Here is a 25,214-nt window from a genome sequence, read left to right as displayed (position 1 = left end):
ACGACAAGCCCCGGGATGGGGTCTACTACAAAAGACTCCGTTATGTTTTCAAAAGACAGCCTGATGTCGTCTATTTAGCATTCCTTTTTTAGGCAGTGTTGCGCGTTACATTGTCCTCGCCTTCGTATTTATTGCGATACTCAATCGTTTTGGGGTGCAAACAGCATCGATTGTGGCTCTACTCGGTGCGGCTGGCCTGGCGGTGGGCCTTGCGCTGCAGGGAGCCATGTCAAACCTTGCGGCGGGTTTGATGCTCCTGATATTTCGCCCCTACAAAGTGAGTGATTTTATCGATGCCGCCGGCCGCTTCGGCAAGGTGACAGAGATCGACATGTTCACCACGATCCTGCAAACATTCGACAATAAAAAGATTATTATTCCAAACAGCCAGATCTGGGGCGAGCAGATTATCAATCACTCACACCACGAAGTACGTGGCGTGGACATGCACTTCGGCATCGCATACGATGAAAATATCGATGCGGCCCGTAAGGTGATCGACGAAGTCCTGGCCAATCACCCCCATATTCTCAAAGATCCGTCGCCCTTCGTTGAAGTCGAGACCTTAAACGACAGTTCGGTGGATTTTCTCGTGCGCCCGTTCTGCGATGGTGCTCACTACTTCGACGTGCTTTACAGCGTACCGGAACAGGTTAAAAAAGCGCTGGACGCGAACAATATTGAAATTCCCTTCCCTCACCGCAAGGTCATCCTTGTTAATGAAACCTAAACTGGGCGATTGTCGAGCTTGCCGCATATACAAGGCAGATGGCTTTGCGCTATAGTCGCCTATGCGGGAAGCCATCTAACGCCGGAGATGCGTTGAGATCGGCAATCCCGTCAAGGGGGTCAAATTCTGGGAGGCAATAATGACCGATCGTATTACCATGCTTACCCATTTTCATGTGAACCAGAATTTGAATCGCCCAGCTTAGGTGAAACTGTCTCCTGAAATGTTAAGGATCAATGAAAATGGGCCTATAGTACGATTTTTAGCCCTGAAAATCGTACTATAGGCCCCAAACAGACCACCTTTTTCAGCCTTTGTACTTTGGTTGGTGTGGCCCGTTCCGGACCTCACCCGGATCAACTATTCATAATGCGTCCACATTCGGATAATTTTCACTATTTTTTCATCCTCAATTACTTCATAGACTAACCGATGCTGGATATTGATACGGCGGGAATAGGCGCCAGCCAGATCTCCCACGAGCTTCTCAAAGAAAGGTGGTGTTTGATAAGGATTGTCTCGTAGAATTTCAATAATTTGTTCAGCCTTTGCCTTAAGGCCGGAGGCAGACAATTTTTTAGCGTCTTTTTGCGCTTGTTTTGTAAAAACGACCTTGTAATTTACCAATCGAGTTCCTCTTTGCAATCCTCAACAGGTGTTGCCAAACCTTCACGAATTGACTCGCGCATGCCTGGTATGTTTAAGAGGTACATTGTTTCTTGGATTGCCCGCCAATCGTCCTCGGACAGCAAAACAGCATTACCTCTTTTACTTGTGATAACAATAGGTTCATGGGACAATGTGGTTTGGTCGATAAGACGGTAAAGTTTCGATCTTGCCTCAGTGGCTGATAAAGTCGGCATAATTCACCTCAATGCATTTTTTTGAAAAGCGTACGATTTAACGTACGCTCTGTCAAGGTTTTTGTAAGCAGTTCGGGCTCTTCACCGGCCGGGCGATAATAAGCGACCAACTTTTTAAAGACGAAGAAATAGCGGATAGAATACGCTGCCGTGAATTGGAGACGGGCCGAGGCAACACACTATTATTAACGAAAAACAAGGAAAAGAAGGGTCTAAATACCATCTATATTGCGATTTTTGGGGTCAAAACAGCGATATAGGAGGTGATGGGGAATGGTTTGAACTGAACTAATGAAAATGAGCCTATAGTACGATTTTTATCTCTGAAAATCGTAAAATAGACCCCAAGCAGGTCACCTTCTTCAGCCTTTTTACCTTAATTGCAGTTGGGTTGGTGTGGCCCGCACTTAAATGGGCGTCCTGGACATCTCCCCGGACCTCTCCCGGACCTCTACTTCTTAGGTTGTTGTAATCACAAACGTCTACTTGCATTGAGCTAACCGCACCATCTTGTGGCCGTTGAAAATCGAGACCAAATCTTCACCTTCTGGCATGATATCGCAGGATTTCAGCCTGTTGATATTTTTTAGATTTCCTGTACTGTTGCTGTTTTTATAATCTGTACATCAAGGCCAAATAGCCGACCACAACATATAGATTCCCGCCCAAATAGAGTCCGCCGGCTGTTATGGCAAGGTATAACAAGTTCTGGTGGCATCCGTTTTTGTGGGATAGCCATAGCGTACTTGCGTGGCCATGAAAATTCTTGCTGCTGATCCGAGGAGAATCTAACCCAAGATTTCACAAATGTATGATTCGGAAGCTCTTTTCAATTAATCTGGACTTTCTCCTGATTTGGAATACTGGTAATCATCAGGTTTGACAGCTTGATATTTATTGCAATCTTTTTAAAAGATCACACTATTCCCAGGAGAACTGACATGCTTCTAAAAATACACAGAGCGCTACATATACTACTCATTGTTGCATTCGTAATATCCGCGTCTCCCGCGTTTGGCCAAAGCGATCTGATCGCCATTGACGTTCTGATTCAGCCAGGTCCTAAGATGATAGAGGAAGCCGAAAGATGGAATGCCATGATGCGAGAGCAGAGCCCTGAAGGATTCGAACTTGACGAAGAACACGCCCCTCACATAACCCTGATCCAGCGGTTCATCGCTAAATCCGATTTACAGAAGGTCCTGGCTGCCGTGGATGAAGTAACGTCGAAGTTCGACATGAGCAACCTGGAAATGACGGCAATTGGTCTCTACCATATTCCAACCGGTAAAAACGGACTGGCCGGTATTGTTGTCGAACCCACTGAACAGTTACATGCATTGCAGCAAGCGCTCATTGAAGCTGTTAATGTCTATGCGCGAAAAGGAGGGGGTGAGTCCGCATTCGTTCCTGATAAGTCCGGTACCCCGTTTGATCCGATCCTCTTCGAATATGTAAACACTTTCGTACCCAACCAAACTGGAGATAAATTCAATCCGCACGTAACGATCGGGATTGCGCCACTCGACTGGTTGAAAGAACTGGAGAAGAAACCATTCGGCAAGTTCACTTTTGGTGCCAAGGGTATCGTGACGTATCAGCTCGGAAACTTTGGAACAGCATCAAAACGTCTGGATCGCGACCACTAAGTCTTCAGCCGGATAGAAGAAGTCAAACAAAGTAGAGCAGGTGCTCTTCTGGATTTGAAGCTGCTAAATGCAAATTTCAATTTATTCTTGATAGATACATCCGCTGGTAACCCCAACTTTCGGTTAGGTGTGTTTTTGTGAGATAGCCAGAACGTACTTGCGCGGTTCTCAGAAGATCAATTGTTTGTTTTGTCGGCCATCAATCCATACTCCTGCATTAACCGCTTGCTATGTCATCAAAACAATTGAAATCATCTGGGTAATCAAAGTTGTCCCTCGACAGGCAACATTTTAATGAATCCCGACATGAACCGCTGCCAGAATGTAGACTCGGGTTCCTTCGTGTAGGTGACCGGCGTACCGTCTATTTGAGTGCGCCAAACGACCTTCTCATTTTCATCCAACACCACCTGGTAAGCGTTAATGGGTTGTACTCCTTCATCCATGTAAACGGCCAGTTGACGGGCCAGTTCCGCGTCCTTCACATACAACCCCATCTCGGTATTGATATTCGCCGACCGGGGATCCAGATTGAAGCTGCCTACGAAAATGGATTCTCGATCAAAAACAATGGCCTTGGTGTGCAAGGCGGCTTTGGACTGGCCACTGGAGATAATTTTTTGTTCCACCACGGTCGGCGAGACCGAATCCGGTCGAAGTTCGTAAAGTTCAACGCCGGTCTCGATCAACGGCTTTCTATACTTCGCATACCCGGCATGGGCCGCCACAACGTCGTTGGAGGCCAGGGAATTGGTCAATATGCGGACTTTCACGCCCCTCTTCTGAAGCTCATGGGCCGCTTGGACACCTCGGTCGGCCGCCACGAAATAAGCCGATTCGATGAGAAGTTCATTTTCTAAGGTCTGAAATTTTCGGTAAAGCTTTTCATTGATTATCGAGGCTCCCTCTCCGTCATGCAGAGTCCGCGGGTCGTCCCAGATGACCTCTCCTTGGGCCCAAATAAAGTCATCGCGGACCTTCCTCATCTGACCCGTAAGCTGAGCGACGTCCTGATTTAGAGGGTAGGGATACGCTTCCTCTTGAATCAACGTCTGAATGGTGGCCACGGTGTCGCTTAAATCGTCCTTGGAGTGGGTTCGGTTTACCAGCGTCGATATGGGGTAAGACCATTGCCCATTCCAGAAGTGGTCGAAGACCATGGATAGATCCCTAACAATCGGTCCGGCCGACGCAATATCCAGATCCCTGAAATTGGCATCGGTGTGAACGCCGAAATAGTGATTGCCGATGTTGCGACCCCCAACAATCGCCAGCGCATTGTCCGCAATGATGACCTTGTTGTGCATCCGATGGTTGAGGCGATTAAAATCCGTCAGATAACCGAAGAGTCGGGAGCCCCGATGGGCAAATGGGTTGAAAATACGGATCTCGATGTTGGGATGGGCATCGAGGGCGGCAATGGGTGAATCCCTGCCGGCAATAGTGTTGTCATCGATAAGCACGCGTACACGGACGCCCCGGTTGGCGGCCTCGACCAACCGAAGCGAAAGAATGCGTCCGGTGGTGTCGGCCTCCCAGATATAGTACTGCAGGTCGAGGCTTTTTTCCGCCAGAGCGGTCATGGCAATGCGATCCGTGAATGCCGGACGCCCTTTGCGGATAAGGGTAAAGCCGGACTCAGCCGGATGCATGGCAGCGGCGCTGTCGAATAATTGGCCCAAGTAGGTGGTGCTGTGGTCGGTGATCGCCGCAGACGGCATCCGCTGTACATCTGTTGGTAATCTGGTCGCACAGCCGGTTAATGTAAAGAGAATCGAAAGGCAAAATGAAATGAAACTGATGGAATTACCGCTCATGGTAGGTCCTCAAATGCACCAATTTTTTTATTGATTGATCGGTTTCGGAAGTTATTATTGATAGTCATATCTTGAATCTTTAATCATACCGCAATTTTTTTAAAACCGGTGGTCATGCAATTGAAACGGTGCCGGAAATACTGGCTGCATGGCAACGGCAAATCCGCTTCATACCTGTGTCTGTTAGCAATACAGGTACGGATTTTCAAACTTTACCCTAATTTATTATCAAAAACCCACAGTGTCTGCCGTGGATAGTTTCCAGTTTATTCATTGTAATGACAGGTTTAGTGATTATCAATAGAAAGAGCTTGTTGTGTCTTTGATGGCACATTCCTCCAGTTCCTTAGTTTTCTGCTGCAATATAGCCAACAAAAGAAAGGAACGAACGATGAAAAAAGTTCGCATTTTGTATTCGGTTGCCCTAGTTCCTCTTTTTTTAATGTTTCTCATTAGTTCGGCTTTTTGCCAAACGGAAAAGCCTAATATCTTGGTGATTTGGGGCGACGACATCGGCTGGCAAAACGTAAGTGCCTACGGCATGGGTGTTATGGGCTACACCACGCCAAATATTGACCGTATCGGCCTGGAAGGAGTTCGCTTCACCGACCACTATTCACAGCCGTCTTGTACCGCCGGCCGCGCCGCCTTTATCACTGGCCAGTACCCGATTCGCTCAGGCATGACCACCGTCGGGCAGCCGGGTGACAAGCTCGGCCTCCAGGCTGCCTCGCCCAGTCTTGCAGAGGTCCTAAAGGAAGTCGGATACGCCACCGGCCACTTTGGAAAAAACCACCTCGGAGACCGCAATGAACACCTGCCCACCGTCCACGGGTTCGACGAGTTTTTTGGCAATCTGTACCACCTCAACACCCAAGAAGAGTCCGAACAACGCGACTACCAACGATTCGGCAAGGCCTATTCGGGCAGCCTTGAAGCATACGAGAAAAAGTTCGGCACGCGTGGCGTTATCCACTCTTTCGCCACCGACACCGATGATACCACCGAGGATCCGCGCTTTGGCAAGGTGGGCAAGCAGAGGATAGAGGACACGGGGCCTCTCACTCAGGAGCGGATGAAAAACTTCGATGAAGAAGAAGTCATTCCTAAAGCTGAAGACTTCATGAAGCGGTCCAAGACCTCTGGCAAGCCGTTCTTCGTCTGGCTCAACACCAGCCGCATGCATCTATATACGCGTCTCAATGACACGTGGCGCTACGCAGCCGAACAATACACCTCGGAGGCGGATTACCACGGTTCGGGGATGCTACAGCACGACCACGACATCGGCCGCGTGCTCGACTTTCTCAAGCAAAACGGCCTCGATAAGAACACCATCGTTTGGTATTCCACCGACAACGGTCCAGAGCACTCTTCCTGGCCCCATGGTGGTACTACACCTTTCCGCGGGGAAAAGATGTCGACTTACGAGGGTGGTGTGCGCGTGATTTCTATGCTGCGATGGCCAGAAGTGATCAATCCCGGACAGATCTTAAACGGTATCCAGAGCCACCAGGATATGTTCACCAGCCTCGCTGCTGCGGCGGGCATCGACAATGTTGCCGAAAAGATGAAAAAGGAAAAGAAACAGTATATCGACGGTGTCAACAACCTCCCCTACTGGAAGGGGGAAACCGACCACTCGGCGCGAAGCCACATATTTTATTATTATGAATCAAAGCTTACCGCTGTGCGGATGGGTCCGTGGAAATTTCATTTTTCCACCAAAGAGGACTACTACGCCAACGTCGTACCACGCACGGTCCCACTGGTCTTCAACCTCAGGATGGATCCTTTCGAAAGCTACGACAACAAAGACTCTTACGGCCATCTGATGCAAAAGGTCTCCTGGCTAATCCAACCGATGGGGGAATTGATGGCCACACACCTCAAGTCACTTGCAGAATATCCCCCTGTCCAAGGAGGCAAGAGTTTTGACATGTCTAATGTGGTTGATGAGTTTATCAAGAAAGCAAGACAGTAGATTCGCAAATTTTAGAAAACAGCGGTACGCGCCATTTTGAACAGCATGGGTGTCTCTGATAAGAAGCGAAGGTGAGCTTATGATATACATTTGCTAAATGCAAATTATAGGTCTTCTTGGATACTTTTGGGGCCTGGCAAGCTATGCCAAGGTCCGGTGGAGGCTCTTTTTATAGGATAGCCAGAACGTACTTGTGTGACCATGAAAATACTTGCCACTGATCCGAGGGGCATCTGTCCCAGCACCTGGCAAGGGCTTGATTCGGCCTCCAATCTCAATTTATCCCAGATAAGCCAGCCCGATTGCCCACCCCGAGAGTTTGCATTCCTATCACAATCTGATATATATGGTTACACTTAAGCTACCCCCAATGAATGTTCGTGACCTCTTCGGATGTTTGCTCATGAACCGCAATTAGGCGTTGTTTTTATTTTCGTTCCGAATGCCAAAGGAGTTCATAATGCGAACCGCATTAAGACCTGTCCAGCAATCGAGAAATCTGGCAGGATGGATGGCGATTGTCCGAAAATCCGCAGTGGTCATCTCGCTGCTTTGCCTGTTTTGGAGGCTGATGACAGCAACCGCCATTGCCCAGGAACCGATCAGGATCGGTGTAAGTCTCGGGCTGACCGGGCGCTTTGCAGTCATGTCCGACGCCCTGCATAAAGGGTTTCAAATTTGGGAGCAGCATGTCAACGTTGCCGGTGGACTTCTCGGAAGGCCTGTGCGAATTATCTTCAAAGACGACGGCAGTTCGCCGGAGGTCGCCCGCGGCCTCTACAGGGAATTAATCGAAACGGAAAAGGTCGATTTTCTATTCGCCCCCTATTCGAGCCTGATCACGGAAGCGGTATTGCCAATAGCAGAGCAACATGGCATCCCGATACTGGTAGCCGGGGCTGCGGCGGACCGGCTGTGGGAAAAAGGCTACCGCAACGTGATCGGCGTGTACACGACAGCCAGCAAATTCGTTGTCGGTTTTATGGAGCTTCTGGTATTGAACGATCTGGATGACATCGCGATTCTCAGTGCCGACGACTCTTTTTCGGTCGATTTGGCCAATGGCGCCCGGGACTGGGCTCGGCGTTTTGGGCTGAATACCACCCTTTTTGAATACTTCAAAAAAGGGACCGAGCGACTCGACAATCTCATGGTCAAGGCCAGAAAATCAGGGGCCAATGTGTTGATTGTATGCGGACACATCAATGAGTCTGTTCATATGGTCAAATCCCTGAAACGCGTCGGATGGCATCCACAGGCCCGATACGCTTCGGTGGGTCCTACATTTCCCGCTTTCCGTGACCGCTGCGGCGAAGAAGCCGAAGGCGTCTTCACGACCTCTCTTTGGGAACCCCGCGCCAACTATCCCGGCGCTCAAAAATTCGAAACCGATTTTATCGCGGCATATGGCGAAACACCCGGCTACCACGCCGGTCTGGCCTATGCAGGTGGACAGGTACTGGCCGAGGCCATCAGAGAGACCGGAAGTATCGATCGGGACAAGGTACGCGCATTGATTTTCAATCTCGACATCATGACAATAATCGGCCGATTCGGAGTCAATCAGACCGGAAAACAGGTTCGCCAGCAAGCGTTCATCATCCAATGGCAAAACGGGCAGAAAGAACTCGTATGGCCGGAAGCCATTCAGACCGCCAAGGCACGATTTTGACCATGACTTCTGAAGCGCCCATTTTTAATAAATTAACGCTGCGAATGATCGCTCCGGTCGTCTTAGTGGTCTGCTCGGTGGGCATAGGTTTCTATTTTTTTGTACTTCGAACCATCTCCGATTACGCCGAACAGGAAATACGCGCTTCCCTGGCCCGCACCGCCAGGGAAATCTACGACATTTGTGACAGCAATTTCACGACGCTTCTTCAGAACGGCCAAATGGGCAACGCAAAAATGGTGCGAATCAGGCGGGCACTGACCCTGGGAGCTATCGAGGATTACGCCAAACGGCACAACCTGCGCATTCTCCTCCGTGAGAGAAAAGAAAAGGTGCTTTTATCTTTCCAGATCGATTCCGCATTACTCGCCAATATCGCCAAAATCCATCAAAAAACGACAACCTGGAACCTTCGGATCGAAAATAAAGTATACTATTTCCATCATTTTGATTTCAAACCCTGGGTCTGGCATATCGATTTGATAAGCGACACGACACCTTTTACCCCGTTAATCGATCGGGTCAAAGCGGTTTATGCGTTCACAATCGTTGTCCTGCTGCTGGGACTTTCTGTCATGATTTTCGCACTGGCGCGAGGGCTACGCAATCCGGTTCAGCAAATCATCGCAGCCGTTCGTGAAAAACGCCCTCCTGATTACCGAGGCATCTACGAGTTTGAATTTCTGAGCCACAATATCGCCGAAATGATGTCCTCGCTGAATTCGCATACCCAATGGCTGGAGCGCCTCTACACGATCGGAACGACCCATCGGGGTATAAAATTTTTCCGCGCCATTGCCAGGGTGATTGCTGATGCGATGGGCCTCAACACCGTGATCAATAGGGCCGAAGAGAAAGGCACCGGTTTCTGCATCATGGCAGTTGCAGAGGCAGAGGCAGAGGCAGAGGCAGAGGCAGAGGCAGAGGGATATAACCTTGAATTGGGCGATCTCGCCAACGGTTTACCCTGCGAATTATTGAATGGCCGGTCAGAGCCAACCGTAATCCAGCACGGGGCCACAGAACAATTTGCGGCCTATAAGGGCATCGTTGCCAACAAACCCGAGTGTTACATCGGTTTAGCCATCTCTGACCGAAATGGCCGCACAATCGGTTGCGCTCATCTTTTCGGAGAGGCTCGAGAAATCAACGACTGGGATATGCAATTCGTTAAAACAATAGGTCGGATGGTGGGCTCCGAGTTCGAACTGATGGAAAAAGAACAAGACCAGAAGCGGATCAGTGAACAGATGCTTCGGTCGCAAAAGCTGGAGAGCCTGGGTCTTCTGGCGGGCGGCGTAGCCCATGACTTAAATAATGTTCTGTCGGGCATTGTAAGCTATCCGGAAGTACTTTTATTGGAATTACCTCAGGACAGCAAATACAGAAAGGCAATCGAGACAATACAGGAGTCCGGGAACAGGGCTGCTGCCATCGTCCAGGATCTGCTGACCATAACAAGAGGTGTGGCCACCACCAAAAAGCCACTGAACTTAAATGAATTGGTCAAAGAGTATCTGGATTCCCCAGAATTCAATAAGCTAAAAAGCTTTCATCCCACAGTTACAGTTCAAACCAACTTCGACACCGATTTGTTCAATATAAATGGTTCTCATATTCACATCAGAAAAACAATTATGAATCTTGTGTCAAACGCCTCGGAGGCAATCGAGGGTGAAGGCAATGTTACCATATCGACGATGAACCGTTATATAGACAGGCCTTTAAAAGGCTATGACGATGTAAAAACTGGTGAATACGCTATCCTGTCAATATCGGACGATGGTCCCGGAATAGCATCCGATGACCTGCAGAGGATATTTGAGCCGTTTTACACAAAGAAAAAAATGGGCAAAAGCGGTACCGGATTGGGCCTGTCCGTTGTGTGGAATGTGGTGCAGGATCATGAAGGTTACGTAGATGTAAAAAGTAACGAGAACGAAACAATATTTGATTTGTACTTTCCGCTAACAAGGGATGAAATATCAGAAAAGGAACTGCCCCTGTCCCTTGAAGATCTCAAGGGTGAAGGAGAGACGATATTGGTGGTTGACGATGTGGAAAGCCAAAGAGATATATCCTGCAAGATGTTAGACACCTTAGGATACAAAACTGTCGCCGTAGGCAGTGGCGAAGAAGCGGTCGAATATCTCAAAGGCAATACTGTGGACCTGATCTTGCTGGATATGATTATGGATCCGGGCATAGATGGCTGTGAAGCATACAAAAGGATAATAGCGATTAATCCTGACCAGAAGGCTGTCATCATAAGCGGATTCGCTAAATCAAATAATGTGAAGGAAGCCCAAAAATTAGGTGCCGGCAGATATATAAAGAAACCGGTTACTCTTGAGAAGTTGGGATTGGCCGTTAAGGAGGCGTTGGAGAAATAATAACCCAGTGGATATTTAATGTATCACCAACCGATCTGTCCGACCGCCCACCCCAATAGCTATTATTTTCGAGATAGACTCGACATTCAACAATGAATTAGAACCTTGACTTTACTGCTATCTAAATGGGAATTTATATCAAGAAGGCCGACCCCAATATATGGTGGTCGGCCCTCACATGATTAAAAACTTTTTAGCTCAATTTAAGGTGGAATTTTCACTCAGATCAAAGATCTAAATATCTTCCCGGTATTGATATTCCGAAATATACAGAAGGAAATCTTTTCCCCTCATAATAGATGGGCACCGTATGGAAAGTTGAAAACCACACAGGGCGATTTTCCCGATAAACGTGGACACCGGTCAGGTTGACTTGAACCGGGGTCGCCAATGGTTATTTACGCAGGCTGCATATCTACCGTTTCGTAAGGCCGCAACCAGGTCGGCGTTGGTCCTTAATGGTGCTGAAAAGGACGTATACGCACGGCCGATGGCGCCCGGTCCGTGCGCATCGGAACCGCCAATCCCGGCAATGCCCAATTGTTCGGCCGCCTGCCGGGCCAGGCGGTTTTCTTCGCTGGTTGCACTGGCATTGATGGTTTCCAGCGCGACAAGATGCTCGAGCTGCAAAACCCGTTTCCCTAAGCATTGACCGAGAAAACCCGTTTGAAAGGGATGGGCCGGGACGGCCACACCCCCTTTTCGGTTCACCCAATCGATGGCCTGCTGCATGGGAAGGTCAGGCCAGAGATCGCTTCTCCCCGCCGCCACGCCGAAAACCAGCAGGTGACCTTCTTCAGCGCGGTATTCCATACCCCGAAAAATGGGAAATGCAGTGCTGCAGGCGATGGCATCGAAGGGTTGGCTCAATCCATGGTCGTGATGTTCGGTGATGCAGACGCCATCGAGGCCGGCCTGGCGTGCGTTAGGAACCACTTCCTCCGGAAGGGTGGCGGCATCGCCACCCAGGACCGAATGCACATGTAAATCGACTTTGAACATGCTCGTCCCCAGAGAAAACCGGTTGTCAGGATCCAATCGGGTTCAGATACGTGCTACTTGAGCGTTACGCTTTCCGGCATTGTACGCGAAAGGATTTCCACCGTCTGTTCCACAATCTCCTCCAGTACGGTCCTGGCCGGCTTGATCTCGTGGATGATGCCGGATACCTGCCCGGCCAGCCCCCCCACATAGTCATCCTGATGGGCTTCCACAAAGGCTGCCAGCAGTGCCGAGGAAATCATCACCTGGGTCGGAAACGGCAAAGGATCCAACCCCGAATCAGCCCACAGGTCATGATATTTGTTGTAACTGGCCCGCAGGGTTTTGCCGGTATAGGCGGTACTGACACGCGTATCCTCATCCGTGGAAGAGATGATGCGCTGCTTATTGACCGGCAGTGCGCCTCCTTCGTCAGTGGCCAGAAAGCGCGTGCCGATCCACACGCCAATACACCCCATGGCCAGGGAAGCGGCAACCCCCCGGCCGTCACCGATGCCGCCGGCGGCCAGTACGGGAACCGGGCTGGCGGCATCGATGGCCGCCGGCAATAGGGCCATGGTGCCGATACGCCCGGTATGGCCGCCCCCTTCATGGCCCTGGGCCACAAGCAGGTCAATGCCCGATTCCGCCATGCGTCTGGCATTTTTCGAGTTGCCGGTGATGCCCAGCACCTTCATGCCCCTTGCATGGGCATCGGACACCATGAACCCGGGATTGCCCAGCCCGGCGCAAAACAGCGGCACGCGTTCCTCCAGACAGACCTGAACGGCTTCTTTGGGACGCCTGACCGTGGTATTCCTGCGCACCATCACCTCGGTGTCGGGCAGCCCCATGTCCGCTTTTACTTTGTTGACCCAATCCTGATGGGCTTGCGGCAGGCTTTTCAACACGTCGCTCAGCGGCACCTGATTGGCGTCCGTATTGGTTCCGCTCATATCGACGCTCTTGGGCAGCAGCAGATCGACGCCGAAAGGCTTATCGGTCTGGACTTTAATATCCCGGATGGCGTCGCGCAACTCATCGACCGTAAATCCGCTGCCGCCCAGCACGCCCAGGCCTCCGGCTTCGGAGACGGCCACCACCAGCTCTACCGGTGCGCCGGTTCTTTCACCAATCAGGGTCGGTCCCATCCCTGCACTGAGAATAGGATAGTCGATACCGAGCATGTCGCACAGTTTTGTTCTCAAGACCGGTTTAGCCATGATTTCCTCCTGTTAAAAATGGGTTTGAAGTGTTTTGTAGCCGGCCGGATCAGTGGCATAGAGCACCGCACGCTCCAGGGCGTGTATGCGGTATTCGTGGGCCTTGAGATAGTCCGGATCGGTGGCCATTTTTAAAAAAGCTTTGCGCGAGGGATATTTGACCAACAGCACCGCATCCCATGTCTCACTGCCGTAAAGCAGTTCGTTGGCCATGCCGAAGTACAGGACTTCAGCCCCCACCTTTCTCACAAATGGGCCTGTTTTTTCGATGTAGCGCAGATAGGTTGCGTGTCCCCTATCCTTTTTGAACTTGAGCAAATTGAGCATGACAACAGGGTTATCGTTGTCGTCGGCTTCTGTTGCAAGCGCCTGAAGCTGGTCCGCGTTGGATTCGATGCCATCCATATCCATTCAACTCCTATTAAAAAAGTCGTTCAAAAGATCCGCGACCTCCCGGGGTTTTTCTTCCTGAACGAAGTGGCCGGCATCAAGTGAGGCCACTTGAATGTCATCGAAACCGTCCTCGATGTGCTTCAGAAACGCCGGTATGATGACGGAATCCTTTTTTCCGTGAACATAGAGACTGGGCATGGAAAATTTCTTTTTCCCGATTCCGGCCCAGTGGTCGGCATCCAGGGCCATGGAACGATAATAGGCCGCTCCCGTAGCCGGCGTGTTCTCGATGCGGTAACAGCGGATATATTCGGCGATGGCCTCAGCCGGTATCGTGCCGTCCTGCCCGGCCTTGCCGAAAAAATAGCGGATCCACACCGCTTCATTGCCTTTGATCATGGTTTCCGGCAACATCGGCTGCTGCTGGAAGTACTGATACCAGAAGGCCACGCCGCCGTTGCCAAAAATGATCCTGCGCGCCTCACCGGTGCCCTTGGGGTTCGTGAGCACGGCGATATTCATGGTTACTAGACGCTCGACCCGCTGGGGCACTATCAATGCCAGTTCCTGGGCCACGATGCCGCCCCAGTCGTGCCCCACCAGAAAGAAGGTGTCGATGTGAAGGGCATCCAGAATCTCGATGACATCCCTGGCCAAGGCGCCTTTCCGGTAAGCCTCGACGTTCAGGGTGCGTTCGCTGTCACCCAATCCACGCAGATCGGGCGCAATAACCCGCAGCCTCGGATCGAGGAAGGCCGACACCGCCTCCCAGCAATAGGAACTTTCCGGCCATCCATGCAGCATGACCACCGGGATGCCGTCCTGATTCTCACTTTCACGAACACTGAACGTCCCGCGTGAAACGGTGATGAGGTGTGTTTTCATTGAGTCGCCGCCGTTTTATTCTATTTGTTGGTATGGCAGGTCCACCCGAGATCAAAGGTCGGATTGCTCGATGACCCGCCTGGCCATCCGCGCAAGCACGGGAACGCCATCGGCGAATTTTTTAAACCGTGGATTGCTGGTCTGCCCGTGGTAGTATCGATAGTAGATCTGCTGAACGATCACGATCATGCGAAAAATTCCGAAACAATGATAAAAGTCGAAATGATCCATCTGCCGGCCCGACAATCGTCCATAGTACTGGACAAACGCCTCACGCCCCATGGCACCGTCAAGATGGGTCGGCATGGATCGCATCAGGTGACGCTCCGCCGGATCATTTTTCTCCACCCAGTATCCAAGCGTGCTGCCCAGATCCATCAGCGGATCGCCAATGGTCGTCATCTCCCAATCCAGCACGCCGATGATTTTCAGCGGATCGTTTGCATCCAGAATGATATTGTCGAGCTTGTAATCATTATGGATGATGGTGGGGCGGTCGGTTTCCGGCGGCATTTTCTGAGCCAACCAACTCATGATCGCCTCACAATCCGGGACATCGGGCGTGCGTGCCGCGCGATAGCGTCTGCTCCATCCGGACACCTGCCGCTGGACATATCCGTCCGGCCGCCCTAAATCCCCCAGACCGATGCGCTGGTAGTCCAGCGCGTGAAGGTCAACCAGGACCTCGACGAATTTCTCGAAGAGGGTGCGTATCTGGGAAGCCGAAGTAAACAAGCCGGGTGGGATTTCCCGGCGCAGGATAACGCCTTCGATGCGTTCCATGACATAAAACGGGCAGCCGATAATCGAGTCGTCATCGGTATAGGCCAATGGACGCGGCGCATAGGGCCAGTGGCCACTAAGGGCGGAAAGCACCTTGTACTCGCGCCCCATGTCATGGGCGGATGCCGCCTTGGTCCCAGAAGGCGGGCATCGCAGCACCATCTGGCGATTCTTGCAGGAGACCAGATAAGTCAGGTTGGACGCCCCACTGGGATACTGCTTGAATGTTAATTTGCCTTGCAGTCCGGGGATCGTGTCTTTTAAAAAGATTTCGATGGCGTCGACGCAAAGCATCTCTCCGGGTCTGACTGACTGTGGTTGGTCGCGAAATTCCACTCTATCTCCCTGCCAGCAAATTTTTCTCAAGAAAAGCAATTAAAAAGCGGCTGTACTGGATCACGGAAACCTTTCGGTTGCTGTATTTCGAGCGTTTCAGGTACCAGTCCTGGAGCATTGCCTTGATCATACTAGCGGTCATCAGGCAGTCCTCGCATTCAAATATGCCCTGCCGGACGCCGTCTTCGAGGATTGAAGTAAACATTTTTTCCGTGTTCTGTTCGGACTGAATTGCCGCCTGCCGTTCCTGCGGGTATAGATTTTTGGCTTCCATGTACGAGAAATAAAACCAGGGTTGCATGATCTCACTCAGATACAGGTGGGTGGTGACCGCCGCGCGCAGTTTTTCCACCGGTGTTTTTCCGGCATCGATGGCGGTCACCAGAAAGTGCCGGGTGATCGCCCGCCGCTGGGCCTGCATCATCGTCAACAGGTCTTCTTTTCCGCTGAAGTAGTTGTACAGCGCACCGGTACTCAGATTGGTTTCCCTGCTCAGGTCTCTCATGCTCATGGCATGAAACCCCTTTTCATTGCTGATTTTAAGGGTGGCGGCGAAAATCCGTTCCAGATTCTTGGCAATGGTTTTCTCTTTCTTGATCTGAAAAGACTCGCGGTTTTTGGCGAACAGCTCCAGAAAGTGTTCTTGCTTGCGGGCATTGACCTGTTCAGCAAAGCGGTTGAAATCCTTTAATTCTGATTCCCTGGCATCCCCCATGGGGTTCGTTTTTTTATCTGTTTTGGGCATGGACCGCTCCTATCATGGCAAAGGGTATATCGAGACTAAGTGCCCATCCAGAAATGGCCAATTTGCCCGATATCGGCGTTGCGCGAAAAATTTTATCCTCGAAATATCAACCATATGTCTGTGGTAAAATTTTTCGGGCGCCTTGATCTCGACCAAATTTGCCTATTTCTGGACGGACGCTACGCTATGGTTTTGCCTTCATAGGTTCTTAAAATCTGTTTGGCAACCGATGTCTTGTGGACCTCATCGGCGCCGTCGTAAATCCGGGCCGCCCGTTCGTGCCGGTAGAAGTAAGCCAGAATCGTGTCGTCGGTCATTCCCAGCCCCCCGTGGACCTGCAGTGCCCGGTCAACCACGCGCTGCAGGGTGTTGGCGACCACGAATTTGATCAGTGAAATCTCCTTGCGCGCCGCTTTGGCCCCGACCTGATCGATTTTCCAGGCAGCGTGGAGCACCATGAGACGGGCGGCCTGAATATCGGCGGCACTTTCGGCGATCCAGGCCTGGACAATCTGTTTGCCGGCCAATTTACGATCCGGCGCAATGCTGCGCTCAAGCGCCCGGGCGCACATCAGATCCAGGGCACGGTTGCAGATGCCGATCCAGCGCATACAGTGGTGGATCCGTCCGGGCCCCAGACGGCTCTGGGCAATGCTGAAGCCGGCCCCTTCCTCGCCAAGCAGGTTTTTCTGTGGAACACGGCAATGCTGATACAAAATTTCGGCATGGCTGAAATACCCTTGCCCGGTGTGCCCCATCACCGGAATGTTGCGCACCAGGTTAAAGCCGGGAGTGTCCGTGGGAACGAGGATCATGCTGGCCTGCCGATGGAGGGGGGCGCCAGGATCGGTAACCGCCATAACGATAGCGAAGGCCGCGCCGTCGGCCGAGGACGTATACCACTTGTGACCGTCGATGATATAATCGTCTCCATCCTTGATGGCCGTGGTTTCCATCATCACCGGGTTGGATCCGGGCATGTCTACCTCGGTCATGGAAAAACAGCTGCGGATCTTTCCTTCCACCAGCGGATGCAGGAACATTTCGACCTGGTAGGGCGTAGCATATTGATGCAGGATTTCGATATTTCCGGCATCCGGCGCGTTGCATCCAAACGTATAAAGGCCGAGCGGCGACCGGCCGAGGGCTTCGAAGATCAGGGCGCTCTCGCTGAGCGAAAGTCCCATCCCACCGTATTCCACGGGATGCAGCGGTGCCCACAACTCCATCTGTTTAACCATGGCCCGTTTCTCTTCCAGCACCGGCAGAAGGCTATCCAGCCGGTGAGCCAGAAATTCCTTTTCCAGGGGAACCAGTTCCCGGGTCACAAACTCATCCATCATCCCCAGAATCGTTTGCATCTTTTCGGATATGGTGAAATCCATTGTTTTTCCTCTTTCGTATAATGCAGCTATAGTTTCAATGGGTCATTTCTGAAAAACATTATCGATAGGTGATCAGTGACGAATCCCTGGCCTCCCAAAGATGCATCGCGCTGTTGAACATGGACAATCCCAACGTCTGCCGGCTGAATTTCAGGCAGGTCAGTGACGCATTCACGATCTGCCAGCTGACCGCGACGGTTTTCTCATCGCTGAGCGACAGTGCGCTTTTCACGGCCACGGAAATAGGCCCGCCGGAAGTAAACACCGCAATCCGCTGACCACTGCCGTGCCGCGCCATGATCTGCTCAAGGCCCTTTTGAACCCGCCGGCAGAATGAAGCATAGGATTCAACGCGTGGATCCCCATCGAAATCACCGGCCACCCACCGAGCGACGGTGTCGGCAAAATAGGCCTGAAACGCTTTTTTATCCTGCTTGTGCAAGGCACCTCGGTCCGCCTCGTCTTCCCGGCTGGCATCCAGGCATCTGCGGGCATCAAGCAGGGCACTGGAATCGTACTCATTGAAGGCGGCCATGGGCTTAGGCTCGGTCAGTTCAGGACGGCGGGCACCATACCGGTAGCAAAACGGTCTGGCGGTTTGTTCATGCCGCCGCATACGGCCGGCATACAAGGCATCAAAGCGGATGTCGTTGTGGGCCAGAAACCGGGCCAGAATGTCAGACTGGCGCCGGCCAATGGTCGATAGCCGGTCATAATTCTTTGTGCCAAAGCAGGCCTGACCATGCCTGAAGAGATAGATCTCACTCATGACGTCCCTTTACCTTCACCTCGATTAAAAAAGCTGAATTACTCAGTTGCAAGTGAGATAGCAGTCCGGCTGATCCATGTCAATATATAATAACGAACGATCGTTATTTTTTTATTGACATCTTGCCTGACGCGGCCTAAATGAAGACCATCGCTTTTAAGGATGGTCAGGAAGTCAATTTCACACCCGATGGACGAGCCCATGAACATTCTGGTTTGTGTCAAACAGGTAGCAGATATGGATGCGCTGACGGTTTCCGAAACCGCCGGCGGCCGGGCCACGATGGACGAGCCCACAAGCTTTCACATGAATCGCTATGATGAATATGCCCTGGAAGCGGCGCTTCAGATTCAAGAGGGGTTCGCATTGACACAGCCGGTTCGCATCGACGCGCTGACGGCGGGGCCCGATCGATGCTTTGACGTGATCAAACGTGCCGTCGGCATGGGGGCGCAGGCCGGGATCCATTTGCGCCCCCGGGTTGATGCGGACCCTGACCCGGCAGCGGTGGCGGCAGGCATCGCCCGGTATGCGCAATCGACACACTATGAACTGATCCTGACCGGCAGTATGTCCGAGGACGGCATGCATGGTCAGGTGGGGCCGCGGTTGGCGGCACATTTGAATTGGCCATGCGCCACGACCGTGGTCAGTCTGCAATTGGATCCCGCCCGTTGTGCCGTGACAATCGAAAAAGAGATCGAAAAAGGCGCCCGGCTGCAGTTGAAACTCCGTCTGCCGGCGGTACTGTCGCTTCAATCCGGCATCAACCAGCCGCGCTACCCTTCCCTTTCCAATCTGCTGCGCGCCAACCGGCAGCCGGTTCACAGCCTGCCATTGGAGGGCGATCAACCCGGGGCGCCGGTGCCCCGGAGCATGGGGATGGTCATGCCTCGGCGCTCGAGGTCAGGACGAATGCTGGAGGGCACGCCGGAGGAAAAAGCCGCGGCATTGGCAACCATTCTACGTGAAAGGGCATTTTTATCCTGAGATGCAAACCACTGACGACATTCTGATTGTATTGGAGAGCATAAACAACCGGATCCGGGAAGACGCCGAGGCGGCTCTGGGAATAGCCGATCGGTTGCAGGATTTGGCCAAAGGCACGGCCCGGGTGCTGGTGCTGGGGGCCAACGAAACCGGTATTGCCGAAGAAATCGCTACCCGCAGTGGCTATGACGTAACCGTGATCGCCGACCCGGCATTGGCAACCCCCACCCACGAAGCATATCGGCGAATCCTTGCCCGCGAAATCCAGAACGCTTCACCAACGTATGTGTGCGTGAGCCATACCGCCACCTGCGCGGAATGGGTCCCGTCGGTGGCGGTGGATATCGATGCCGGGTGCATCACCGGTGTGGATCATATCGATTGCCGTGAAGGGCGCATCTGCTTCTATAAGGATCTTTATGGCGGCAGAGTCAAGGGCTGCTATGCAGCAACCACTGCGACCACGCTGGTGACGGCCTTGCCCGGCATGTTTCAATCGCCATACCGCGGTGGCCAGAGGCCCGGCACCGTCTCCATCAGGCACGGCAATGAAACCATAAGCGACACCCAATTGATGGGCGTGCTGGACCCCATCACCAATTCCACTGATTTCAACAACGCGGATGTCATCGTGGCCGCCGGCATGGGTATCGGAAGCCAGGAAAACCTGAAAACGATCGAGCAGCTGGCGGCCCTGTTCCCTAAAGCGGCAATCGGCGGCACGCGCCTGGTCTGCGATCAGAACTGGCTGGGCTACGACCGCCAGATCGGCGTCACCGGGGCCACGGTCAGTCCTGCCCTTTATCTGGCCTGCGGCATCTCCGGTGCGGTCCAGCACCGCATGGGAATGCGCGGCGCCGGATTTGTCGTGGCCATCAACACCGATCCGCATGCCCCCATTTTCAATGATGCGGACGTGTGCATTGTTGAGGATTTGATGCAGTTTATCCCCCTGGTCGTCGATGCCTGTCAAACCGAAACAGACGACGGCAATCCCAATCAAGAGAGGAAGAAAAAATAATGATCTCATTCAGCCTTGAAAACAAAGTGGCCTTGATTACCGGCGCCAGCCGGGGAATCGGTGAGGCCATTGCCCTGGCCCTGGCGCAGTATGGTGCGACCTGTTTGCTTGTGAGCCGCAAGACGGACGGACTCGCCGCCGTTCAGACTAAAATCCGGGCCGCCGGTGGTAAAGCCGATGTGCTTGCCTGCCACATGGGAGATCTGTCCCGTATCGAACGGCTGATCGATCAGGTGCAAAGCGACTACGGCAGGCTTGACATTCTGGTCAACAACGCGGCCACCAATCCCTATTTCGGCCTGATGACCGATGCCTCGGAAGCGGCATGGGACAAGACCGTGGGCGTCAATCTGAAAGGGCCGTTTTTCTTGATTGGCCATGCCGCCGGGTTGATGGCCGCCGGCGGCGGCGGAAGCATTGTCAACGTTGCCTCCATCAATGGCGTGACACCGGCACTGTATCAGGGAATCTACTCCATTTCCAAGGCCGGCGTGATCGCCATGACCAAAGCCTATGCCAAGGAACTGGCTGAGAAGAACATTCGGGTGAACGCCTTGTTACCCGGACTGACCGCAACAAAGTTATCCCAGGCATTGATTGACAGTGATGAGATTTACCAGCACGCCATGTCCCGGATCCCCTTGAAACGGCACGCAGAGCCCATGGAAATGGCCGGGGCGGTGCTTTATCTGGTTTCGGATGCGGCGAGTTTTACGACAGGGACGGCAGTAGTCTGCGATGGCGGTGCATTAGCATAGTGCCACTAGTATAAGGAGATATTATGAATCTGAAAAATAAGGTTGTCGTCGTCACCGGCGGCGCCAGTGGCATCGGCGCGGCCCTGTGCCGCCGGTTTGCCGAAGAAGAAGCAAAGGTGGTGGTGGTGGATATCGATGCAGCCGGCGCAGCGGCACTGGCTGAGGAAATCGGAGCCTTTGGACTGGGCTGTGATGTGACCCGGGAAGCGGATGTCGTGAACGTCGTTGAAAAGACCCAGGCACATTGGGGCCCCATCGATCTGTTCTGCTCCAATGCGGGTATTTTCATCCGCGGTGATATCGATGTGGACAATGCCCGGTGGCAGAAAATCTGGGAAGTCAATGTGATGGCGCACATCTATGCGGCCCGGGCAGTCATTCCGCAAATGCTCAAAAAAGGCCGCGGCACATTGATCATCACCGCATCGGCGGCAGGCCTGCTCAGTCAGATCGGATCGATGCCGTATTCGGCGACCAAACATGCAGCCGTAGGGCTCGCGGAAAATCTGGCGATCACCTATGGTGACCGCGGCATTCAGGTGGCCGTGATCTGTCCCCAGGCCGTTCACAGCGCCATGACGCGCCGGGGTGCCGGTGTCGCCGGAGTCAACGGGATCATCGAGCCGGAAGTAGTGTCCGAGCATGTCATCGATGCGTTAGCAGACAAGCGATTCCTGATCCTGCCCCACCCCGAGGTTCGCACCTACATCCAGCGCAAAACATCGGACTATGACGGCTGGATTGGCGGCATGCAGCGTCTGCAGCGACGGTACAGGGAGAAAGCGCTGGAAACGCAGAGTTGACGGATTCGTAAAAAGTCCGATATCGGCGTTACGCTTCATCCTTCGTCACTGCGGAGTACGAGCAGTACACTGCCTTCGGCACCCGCGATAGCGGTATTCCTCAGGATTCGCAAGCCTTGATCTCGGGCTTTTTACAAATCCGTCTGAAAAAGACTTTTTACGAGTTCATGGTTAAATATGGTGCCAACGATGGTCATCGCTCCCAATCACGGCAACAGCTGATGAGGATTCTATACGTGTAGAGGATATTCATCAAATGCAAAGAATCCATGTGGCCCAGTGTTTGAGCAACATATTCACCCAAAATGTATAGAATATTCTACATATTCCGCCAATCCCAACACTTTCTGGAAACCGTTCGGATGACTTTATTAATCACTGGAATCATTGTTAAAATTTTCTTTTTCACCCTATCTTGGCTATCTGGCAGAAAAATTGCTGTTAGGTCTCCAACATGCATCGATAGTGCCCATGCGGTGTGTTAATGAATATGACCCGCGCAAAAAAATGCGAGAAAAGCGCAACCGAATTCACCAACAATTGATAATGCTGACGACTTTCTGGAGGAGCAATGAACAACGTCCTTGTGGAGAAAAAAGGCCATATCGCTATTCTTACTATCAACCATCCGCCGGCCAACGCATGGGATTGGGCGACCATGGAATCCTTTGAAGAGGCGGTGGACGCCGTTGAAAACTACGCTGATGTCAGAGTCGTGGTGATTACGGGCAGCGGAGACAAATGCTTTTCCGCCGGCTTCGACGTCAAAGATGCGGCCAACGCCTCTAAAACCAGCCCCAAGGGACGTGAACTGTGGACCCGTATTGACCGCTTTCCCAAACCGGTCATCGCCGCCATCAACGGTTACGCCATGGGAGGCGGACTCGAACTGGCCCTGGCCTGCCAGTTTCGCATCATGGCCGATGGCCCCAATGTGTTCGCCGGTCTGACCGAACTCAACCTGGGAATCATCCCCGGATGGGGCGGCACCCAACGCTTGACCCAGGTGGTCGGCAAAGCCCGGGCGCTGGATATGATGCTGTTCAGCAAAACCGTCAATGCCCAGGAAGCGCTGGAAATCGGGCTGGTCAACCAGCTCTGCGCCCCGGAAACGTTGATGGACGAAGCCCTCGCCTTTGCCGACCGTCTTGCCCAGCGCCCTCCCATCGCCGTCAGCTGCGTGCTCAAAGCGGTTGCCGCCGGCACGTATGAGGGACAGCAGCGGGGCCTGGAAGTGGAAACCCAGGGCGCCAAAGTCGTGGGTGCATCCGAGGATCGCAAGGAAGGTTTCTCGGCCTTCGTGGAAAAACGCAAGCCGGTATTTCAGGGAAAATAGGCGCTTAAAAGGAGGAGACCAGGCATGAGGAATGAGAATTCGTACGAGCCCGGAGAGTGCTACAATTATCCGTTGATCATCAAGAAGCTGCTCACCACCCCCCTGGTGGTGGCGCCTGACCAGGAAATCGTCTATCGCGATCAGTTTCGTTACACTTACCGCCAGATGATCGAGCGGGTTCACCGGCTGGCCGGCGGTCTGACGGCCATGGGTGTCGATGCCGGCGATACGGTGGCGTTCATGGATTGGGACAGCCATCGCTATCTGGAAGGCTATTTCGCCATCCCCATGATGGGCGCCGTTCTGCAGATGGTCAACTGGCGCCTGTCCGCCGACCAGATTCTCTACACCCTCAATCATGCCGAGCCCAAAGTACTGTTTATCCATACGGACTTTCTGCCGATCTGGCAGGCGATCAAAGATAGCGTCCCCTCCGTTCGCACCGTCATCGCTTTGATCGATCAAAACGGCCCCCAGGCCGCTGATCTTGCGGTGGACGCCGAATACGAGAGCATGCTGGCAGGCGCCAAGGACCATTTCGACTTTCCCGACCTTGATGAGAACACCAAGGCCACGACCTTCTACACCACGGGTACGACGGGCAATCCCAAAGGGGTGCATTTCACCCACCGTCAGTTGGTGCTGCACACCCTGGGCATCGCCGTCGGCAGCGGTTGCTATGAAAACGTCGGCGGCTTTCGGTCACGGGATGTATATATGCCCCTGACCCCCATGTTCCATGTGCATGCCTGGGGCTATCCCTATATTTCCACCTTGCTGGGCACCAAACAGGTCTATCCGGGCAAATATGAACCCGAGATGCTGCTGCGCCTGATCACTACCGAAAAGGTCACCTTTTCCCATTGCGTGCCGACCATCCTGCAGATGATGCTCGCCAGTCCGGCCGTCCAGCAGCTCGATCTTTCGCACTGGAAGGTCAGCATTGGTGGCGCGCCCCTTTCAAAAGGGCTGGCCAGAATGGCGGTCGATGCCGGCATCGATATCGTGGCCGGCTATGGCATGTCGGAGACCTGTCCGGTGGTGTCCGTGGCCCGGCCCAAAGACCACATGATGGAATGGGACATGGACCGGCGTATCGATATTCTCACCAAAACCGGTCTTCCCATGCCGCTGGTGGAGATCGAGGTGGTGGACCCGGACGGCACGCCCCTGCCCCACGACGGATCGTCCGCCGGTGAGGTGGTGCTGCGGGCCCCCTGGTTGACGATGTCCTACCATAAAGCGCCGGAGAAGACGGCTGAGCTGTGGAACAATGGCTGGCTGCACACCGGAGACATCGGAATCATCGATGAAGAAGGCTATCTTAAAATCACCGACCGCATCAAGGATGTGATCAAAAGCGGGGGGGAGTGGATATCGTCCCTGGATCTCGAAGACGTCATCAGCCGGCATCCGCTGGTTCTCGAATCGGCAGCCATTGGCGTGCCCGATGCCAAATGGGGCGAACGCCCGCTGATGCTGGTGGTGCCGAGAAAAGGTGTTCAGGAGCCCATCGGTATCGACCATCTGAAGCAGCATATGGCCGAAGCAGCCGCCAACGGACTGATACCCAGGTATGCCGTTCCAGACAAATACGTCGTCCTCGAGGAGATTCCCAAAACCAGCGTGGGTAAAATCGACAAGAAAACCATTCGACAAAAATATGCCGACGGAGAGTACTTTCTTCCGGGCAGATAA

General features: G+C 52.8%; 22 protein-coding genes. 11 read left to right on the top strand and 11 right to left on the bottom strand.

The window, feature by feature from the left end; translation table 11 throughout:
• Positions 1-79 precede the first annotated feature (79 nt).
• Positions 80-730, top strand: coding sequence for a mechanosensitive ion channel family protein (locus Dvar_RS17655; RefSeq protein ID WP_419664128.1), 651 nt, complete (start codon positions 80-82; stop codon positions 728-730).
• A 360-nt stretch (positions 731-1,090) separates the two neighbouring features.
• On the opposite strand, the gene Dvar_RS17650 is transcribed toward Dvar_RS17655, so the two are convergent.
• Positions 1,091-1,357, bottom strand: coding sequence for a Txe/YoeB family addiction module toxin (locus Dvar_RS17650; protein ID WP_419662998.1), 267 nt, complete (start codon positions 1,355-1,357; stop codon positions 1,091-1,093).
• A complete protein-coding gene (locus Dvar_RS17645; RefSeq protein ID WP_419662997.1) occupies positions 1,351-1,593 on the bottom strand; it encodes a type II toxin-antitoxin system Phd/YefM family antitoxin in 243 nt (80 codons plus the stop codon). The genes Dvar_RS17650 and Dvar_RS17645 overlap by 7 nt, the downstream gene beginning before the upstream one ends.
• Before the next feature lie 941 nt (positions 1,594-2,534).
• Here Dvar_RS17645 and Dvar_RS17640 point away from each other — a divergent pair.
• Positions 2,535-3,242 carry a 2'-5' RNA ligase family protein gene (locus Dvar_RS17640; protein WP_419662996.1) on the top strand — a complete coding sequence of 236 codons (708 nt, stop codon included), beginning with the start codon at positions 2,535-2,537 and terminating at the stop codon, positions 3,240-3,242.
• 263 nt (positions 3,243-3,505) lie between these two features.
• Here the strand turns inward: Dvar_RS17640 and Dvar_RS17635 are convergent, their stop codons facing one another.
• Positions 3,506-5,059 (bottom strand): phospholipase D family protein, encoded by a 1,554-nt coding sequence (locus Dvar_RS17635; RefSeq protein ID WP_419662995.1) that lies wholly within the window; start codon positions 5,057-5,059, stop codon positions 3,506-3,508.
• A gap of 391 nt (positions 5,060-5,450) precedes the next feature.
• On the opposite strand from Dvar_RS17635, the gene Dvar_RS17630 reads away from it, so the two are divergent.
• The 3 genes from Dvar_RS17630 to Dvar_RS17620 all read left to right on the top strand — a co-directional run bounded on the left by Dvar_RS17630 (position 5,451) and on the right by Dvar_RS17620 (position 11,108).
• Complete coding sequence (locus tag Dvar_RS17630) at positions 5,451-7,043, top strand: arylsulfatase (protein ID WP_419662994.1); 1,593 nt, start codon at positions 5,451-5,453, stop codon at positions 7,041-7,043.
• A 460-nt stretch (positions 7,044-7,503) separates the two neighbouring features.
• Positions 7,504-8,715, top strand: a complete 1,212-nt coding sequence (locus Dvar_RS17625; protein WP_419662993.1) for an amino acid ABC transporter substrate-binding protein — start codon at positions 7,504-7,506, stop codon at positions 8,713-8,715.
• A complete protein-coding gene (locus Dvar_RS17620) occupies positions 8,676-11,108 on the top strand; it encodes a hybrid sensor histidine kinase/response regulator (RefSeq protein ID WP_419662992.1) in 2,433 nt (810 codons plus the stop codon). The genes Dvar_RS17625 and Dvar_RS17620 overlap by 40 nt, the downstream gene beginning before the upstream one ends.
• A 363-nt stretch (positions 11,109-11,471) precedes the next feature.
• Here the strand turns inward: Dvar_RS17620 and Dvar_RS17615 are convergent, their stop codons facing one another.
• The 8 genes from Dvar_RS17615 to Dvar_RS17580 all read right to left on the bottom strand — a co-directional run bounded on the left by Dvar_RS17615 (position 11,472) and on the right by Dvar_RS17580 (position 18,608).
• Positions 11,472-12,110: a CehA/McbA family metallohydrolase gene (locus Dvar_RS17615; RefSeq protein WP_419662991.1), complete on the bottom strand. Its 639-nt coding sequence runs from the start codon at positions 12,108-12,110 to the stop codon at positions 11,472-11,474.
• Between the two features lie 53 nt (positions 12,111-12,163).
• Positions 12,164-13,312, bottom strand: a complete 1,149-nt coding sequence (locus Dvar_RS17610) for an NAD(P)H-dependent flavin oxidoreductase (protein ID WP_419662990.1) — start codon at positions 13,310-13,312, stop codon at positions 12,164-12,166.
• Between the two features lie 12 nt (positions 13,313-13,324).
• Positions 13,325-13,717: a DUF1330 domain-containing protein gene (locus Dvar_RS17605; RefSeq protein ID WP_419662989.1), complete on the bottom strand. Its 393-nt coding sequence runs from the start codon at positions 13,715-13,717 to the stop codon at positions 13,325-13,327.
• 6 nt (positions 13,718-13,723) lie between these two features.
• Positions 13,724-14,590: an alpha/beta fold hydrolase gene (locus Dvar_RS17600; protein WP_419662988.1), complete on the bottom strand. Its 867-nt coding sequence runs from the start codon at positions 14,588-14,590 to the stop codon at positions 13,724-13,726.
• A 51-nt stretch (positions 14,591-14,641) separates the two neighbouring features.
• Positions 14,642-15,709, bottom strand: coding sequence for a phosphotransferase family protein (locus tag Dvar_RS17595; protein WP_419662987.1), 1,068 nt, complete (start codon positions 15,707-15,709; stop codon positions 14,642-14,644).
• A 1-nt stretch (position 15,710) separates the two neighbouring features.
• Positions 15,711-16,454 (bottom strand): TetR/AcrR family transcriptional regulator, encoded by a 744-nt coding sequence (locus tag Dvar_RS17590; protein ID WP_419662986.1) that lies wholly within the window; start codon positions 16,452-16,454, stop codon positions 15,711-15,713.
• A gap of 179 nt (positions 16,455-16,633) precedes the next feature.
• Complete coding sequence (locus tag Dvar_RS17585) at positions 16,634-17,839, bottom strand: acyl-CoA dehydrogenase family protein (RefSeq protein ID WP_419662985.1); 1,206 nt, start codon at positions 17,837-17,839, stop codon at positions 16,634-16,636.
• A 58-nt stretch (positions 17,840-17,897) separates the two neighbouring features.
• Entirely contained in the window at positions 17,898-18,608 is a 711-nt protein-coding gene (locus Dvar_RS17580) for a histidine phosphatase family protein (RefSeq protein WP_419662984.1), read from the bottom strand.
• A gap of 201 nt (positions 18,609-18,809) precedes the next feature.
• Between Dvar_RS17580 and Dvar_RS17575 the strand changes: the two genes are divergently transcribed.
• The 6 genes from Dvar_RS17575 to Dvar_RS17550 all read left to right on the top strand — a co-directional run bounded on the left by Dvar_RS17575 (position 18,810) and on the right by Dvar_RS17550 (position 25,214).
• Positions 18,810-19,598, top strand: a complete 789-nt coding sequence (locus Dvar_RS17575) for an electron transfer flavoprotein subunit beta/FixA family protein (protein WP_419662983.1) — start codon at positions 18,810-18,812, stop codon at positions 19,596-19,598.
• 1 nt (position 19,599) lies between these two features.
• Positions 19,600-20,619 (top strand): electron transfer flavoprotein subunit alpha/FixB family protein, encoded by a 1,020-nt coding sequence (locus Dvar_RS17570; RefSeq protein ID WP_419662982.1) that lies wholly within the window; start codon positions 19,600-19,602, stop codon positions 20,617-20,619.
• Complete coding sequence (locus tag Dvar_RS17565; protein ID WP_419662981.1) at positions 20,619-21,377, top strand: SDR family oxidoreductase; 759 nt, start codon at positions 20,619-20,621, stop codon at positions 21,375-21,377. Before Dvar_RS17570 ends, Dvar_RS17565 begins: the two co-directional genes overlap by 1 nt.
• Before the next feature lie 23 nt (positions 21,378-21,400).
• On the top strand, positions 21,401-22,180 hold the full coding sequence (locus Dvar_RS17560) for an SDR family oxidoreductase (RefSeq protein WP_419662980.1): 780 nt from the start codon (positions 21,401-21,403) through the stop codon (positions 22,178-22,180).
• Between the two features lie 571 nt (positions 22,181-22,751).
• On the top strand, positions 22,752-23,516 hold the full coding sequence (locus Dvar_RS17555) for an enoyl-CoA hydratase-related protein (RefSeq protein ID WP_419662979.1): 765 nt from the start codon (positions 22,752-22,754) through the stop codon (positions 23,514-23,516).
• Positions 23,517-23,540: 24 nt separating this feature from the next.
• Positions 23,541-25,214 carry a fatty acid--CoA ligase gene (locus Dvar_RS17550; RefSeq protein ID WP_419662978.1) on the top strand — a complete coding sequence of 558 codons (1,674 nt, stop codon included), beginning with the start codon at positions 23,541-23,543 and terminating at the stop codon, positions 25,212-25,214.

The organism is Desulfosarcina variabilis str. Montpellier (genome assembly GCF_048565275.1).
Classification (GTDB): Bacteria; Desulfobacterota; Desulfobacteria; order Desulfobacterales; family Desulfosarcinaceae; genus Desulfosarcina; species Desulfosarcina variabilis.
Note: the sequence above shows the minus strand (reverse complement) of the source record. Positions and strands in the feature narration are given on the sequence as shown.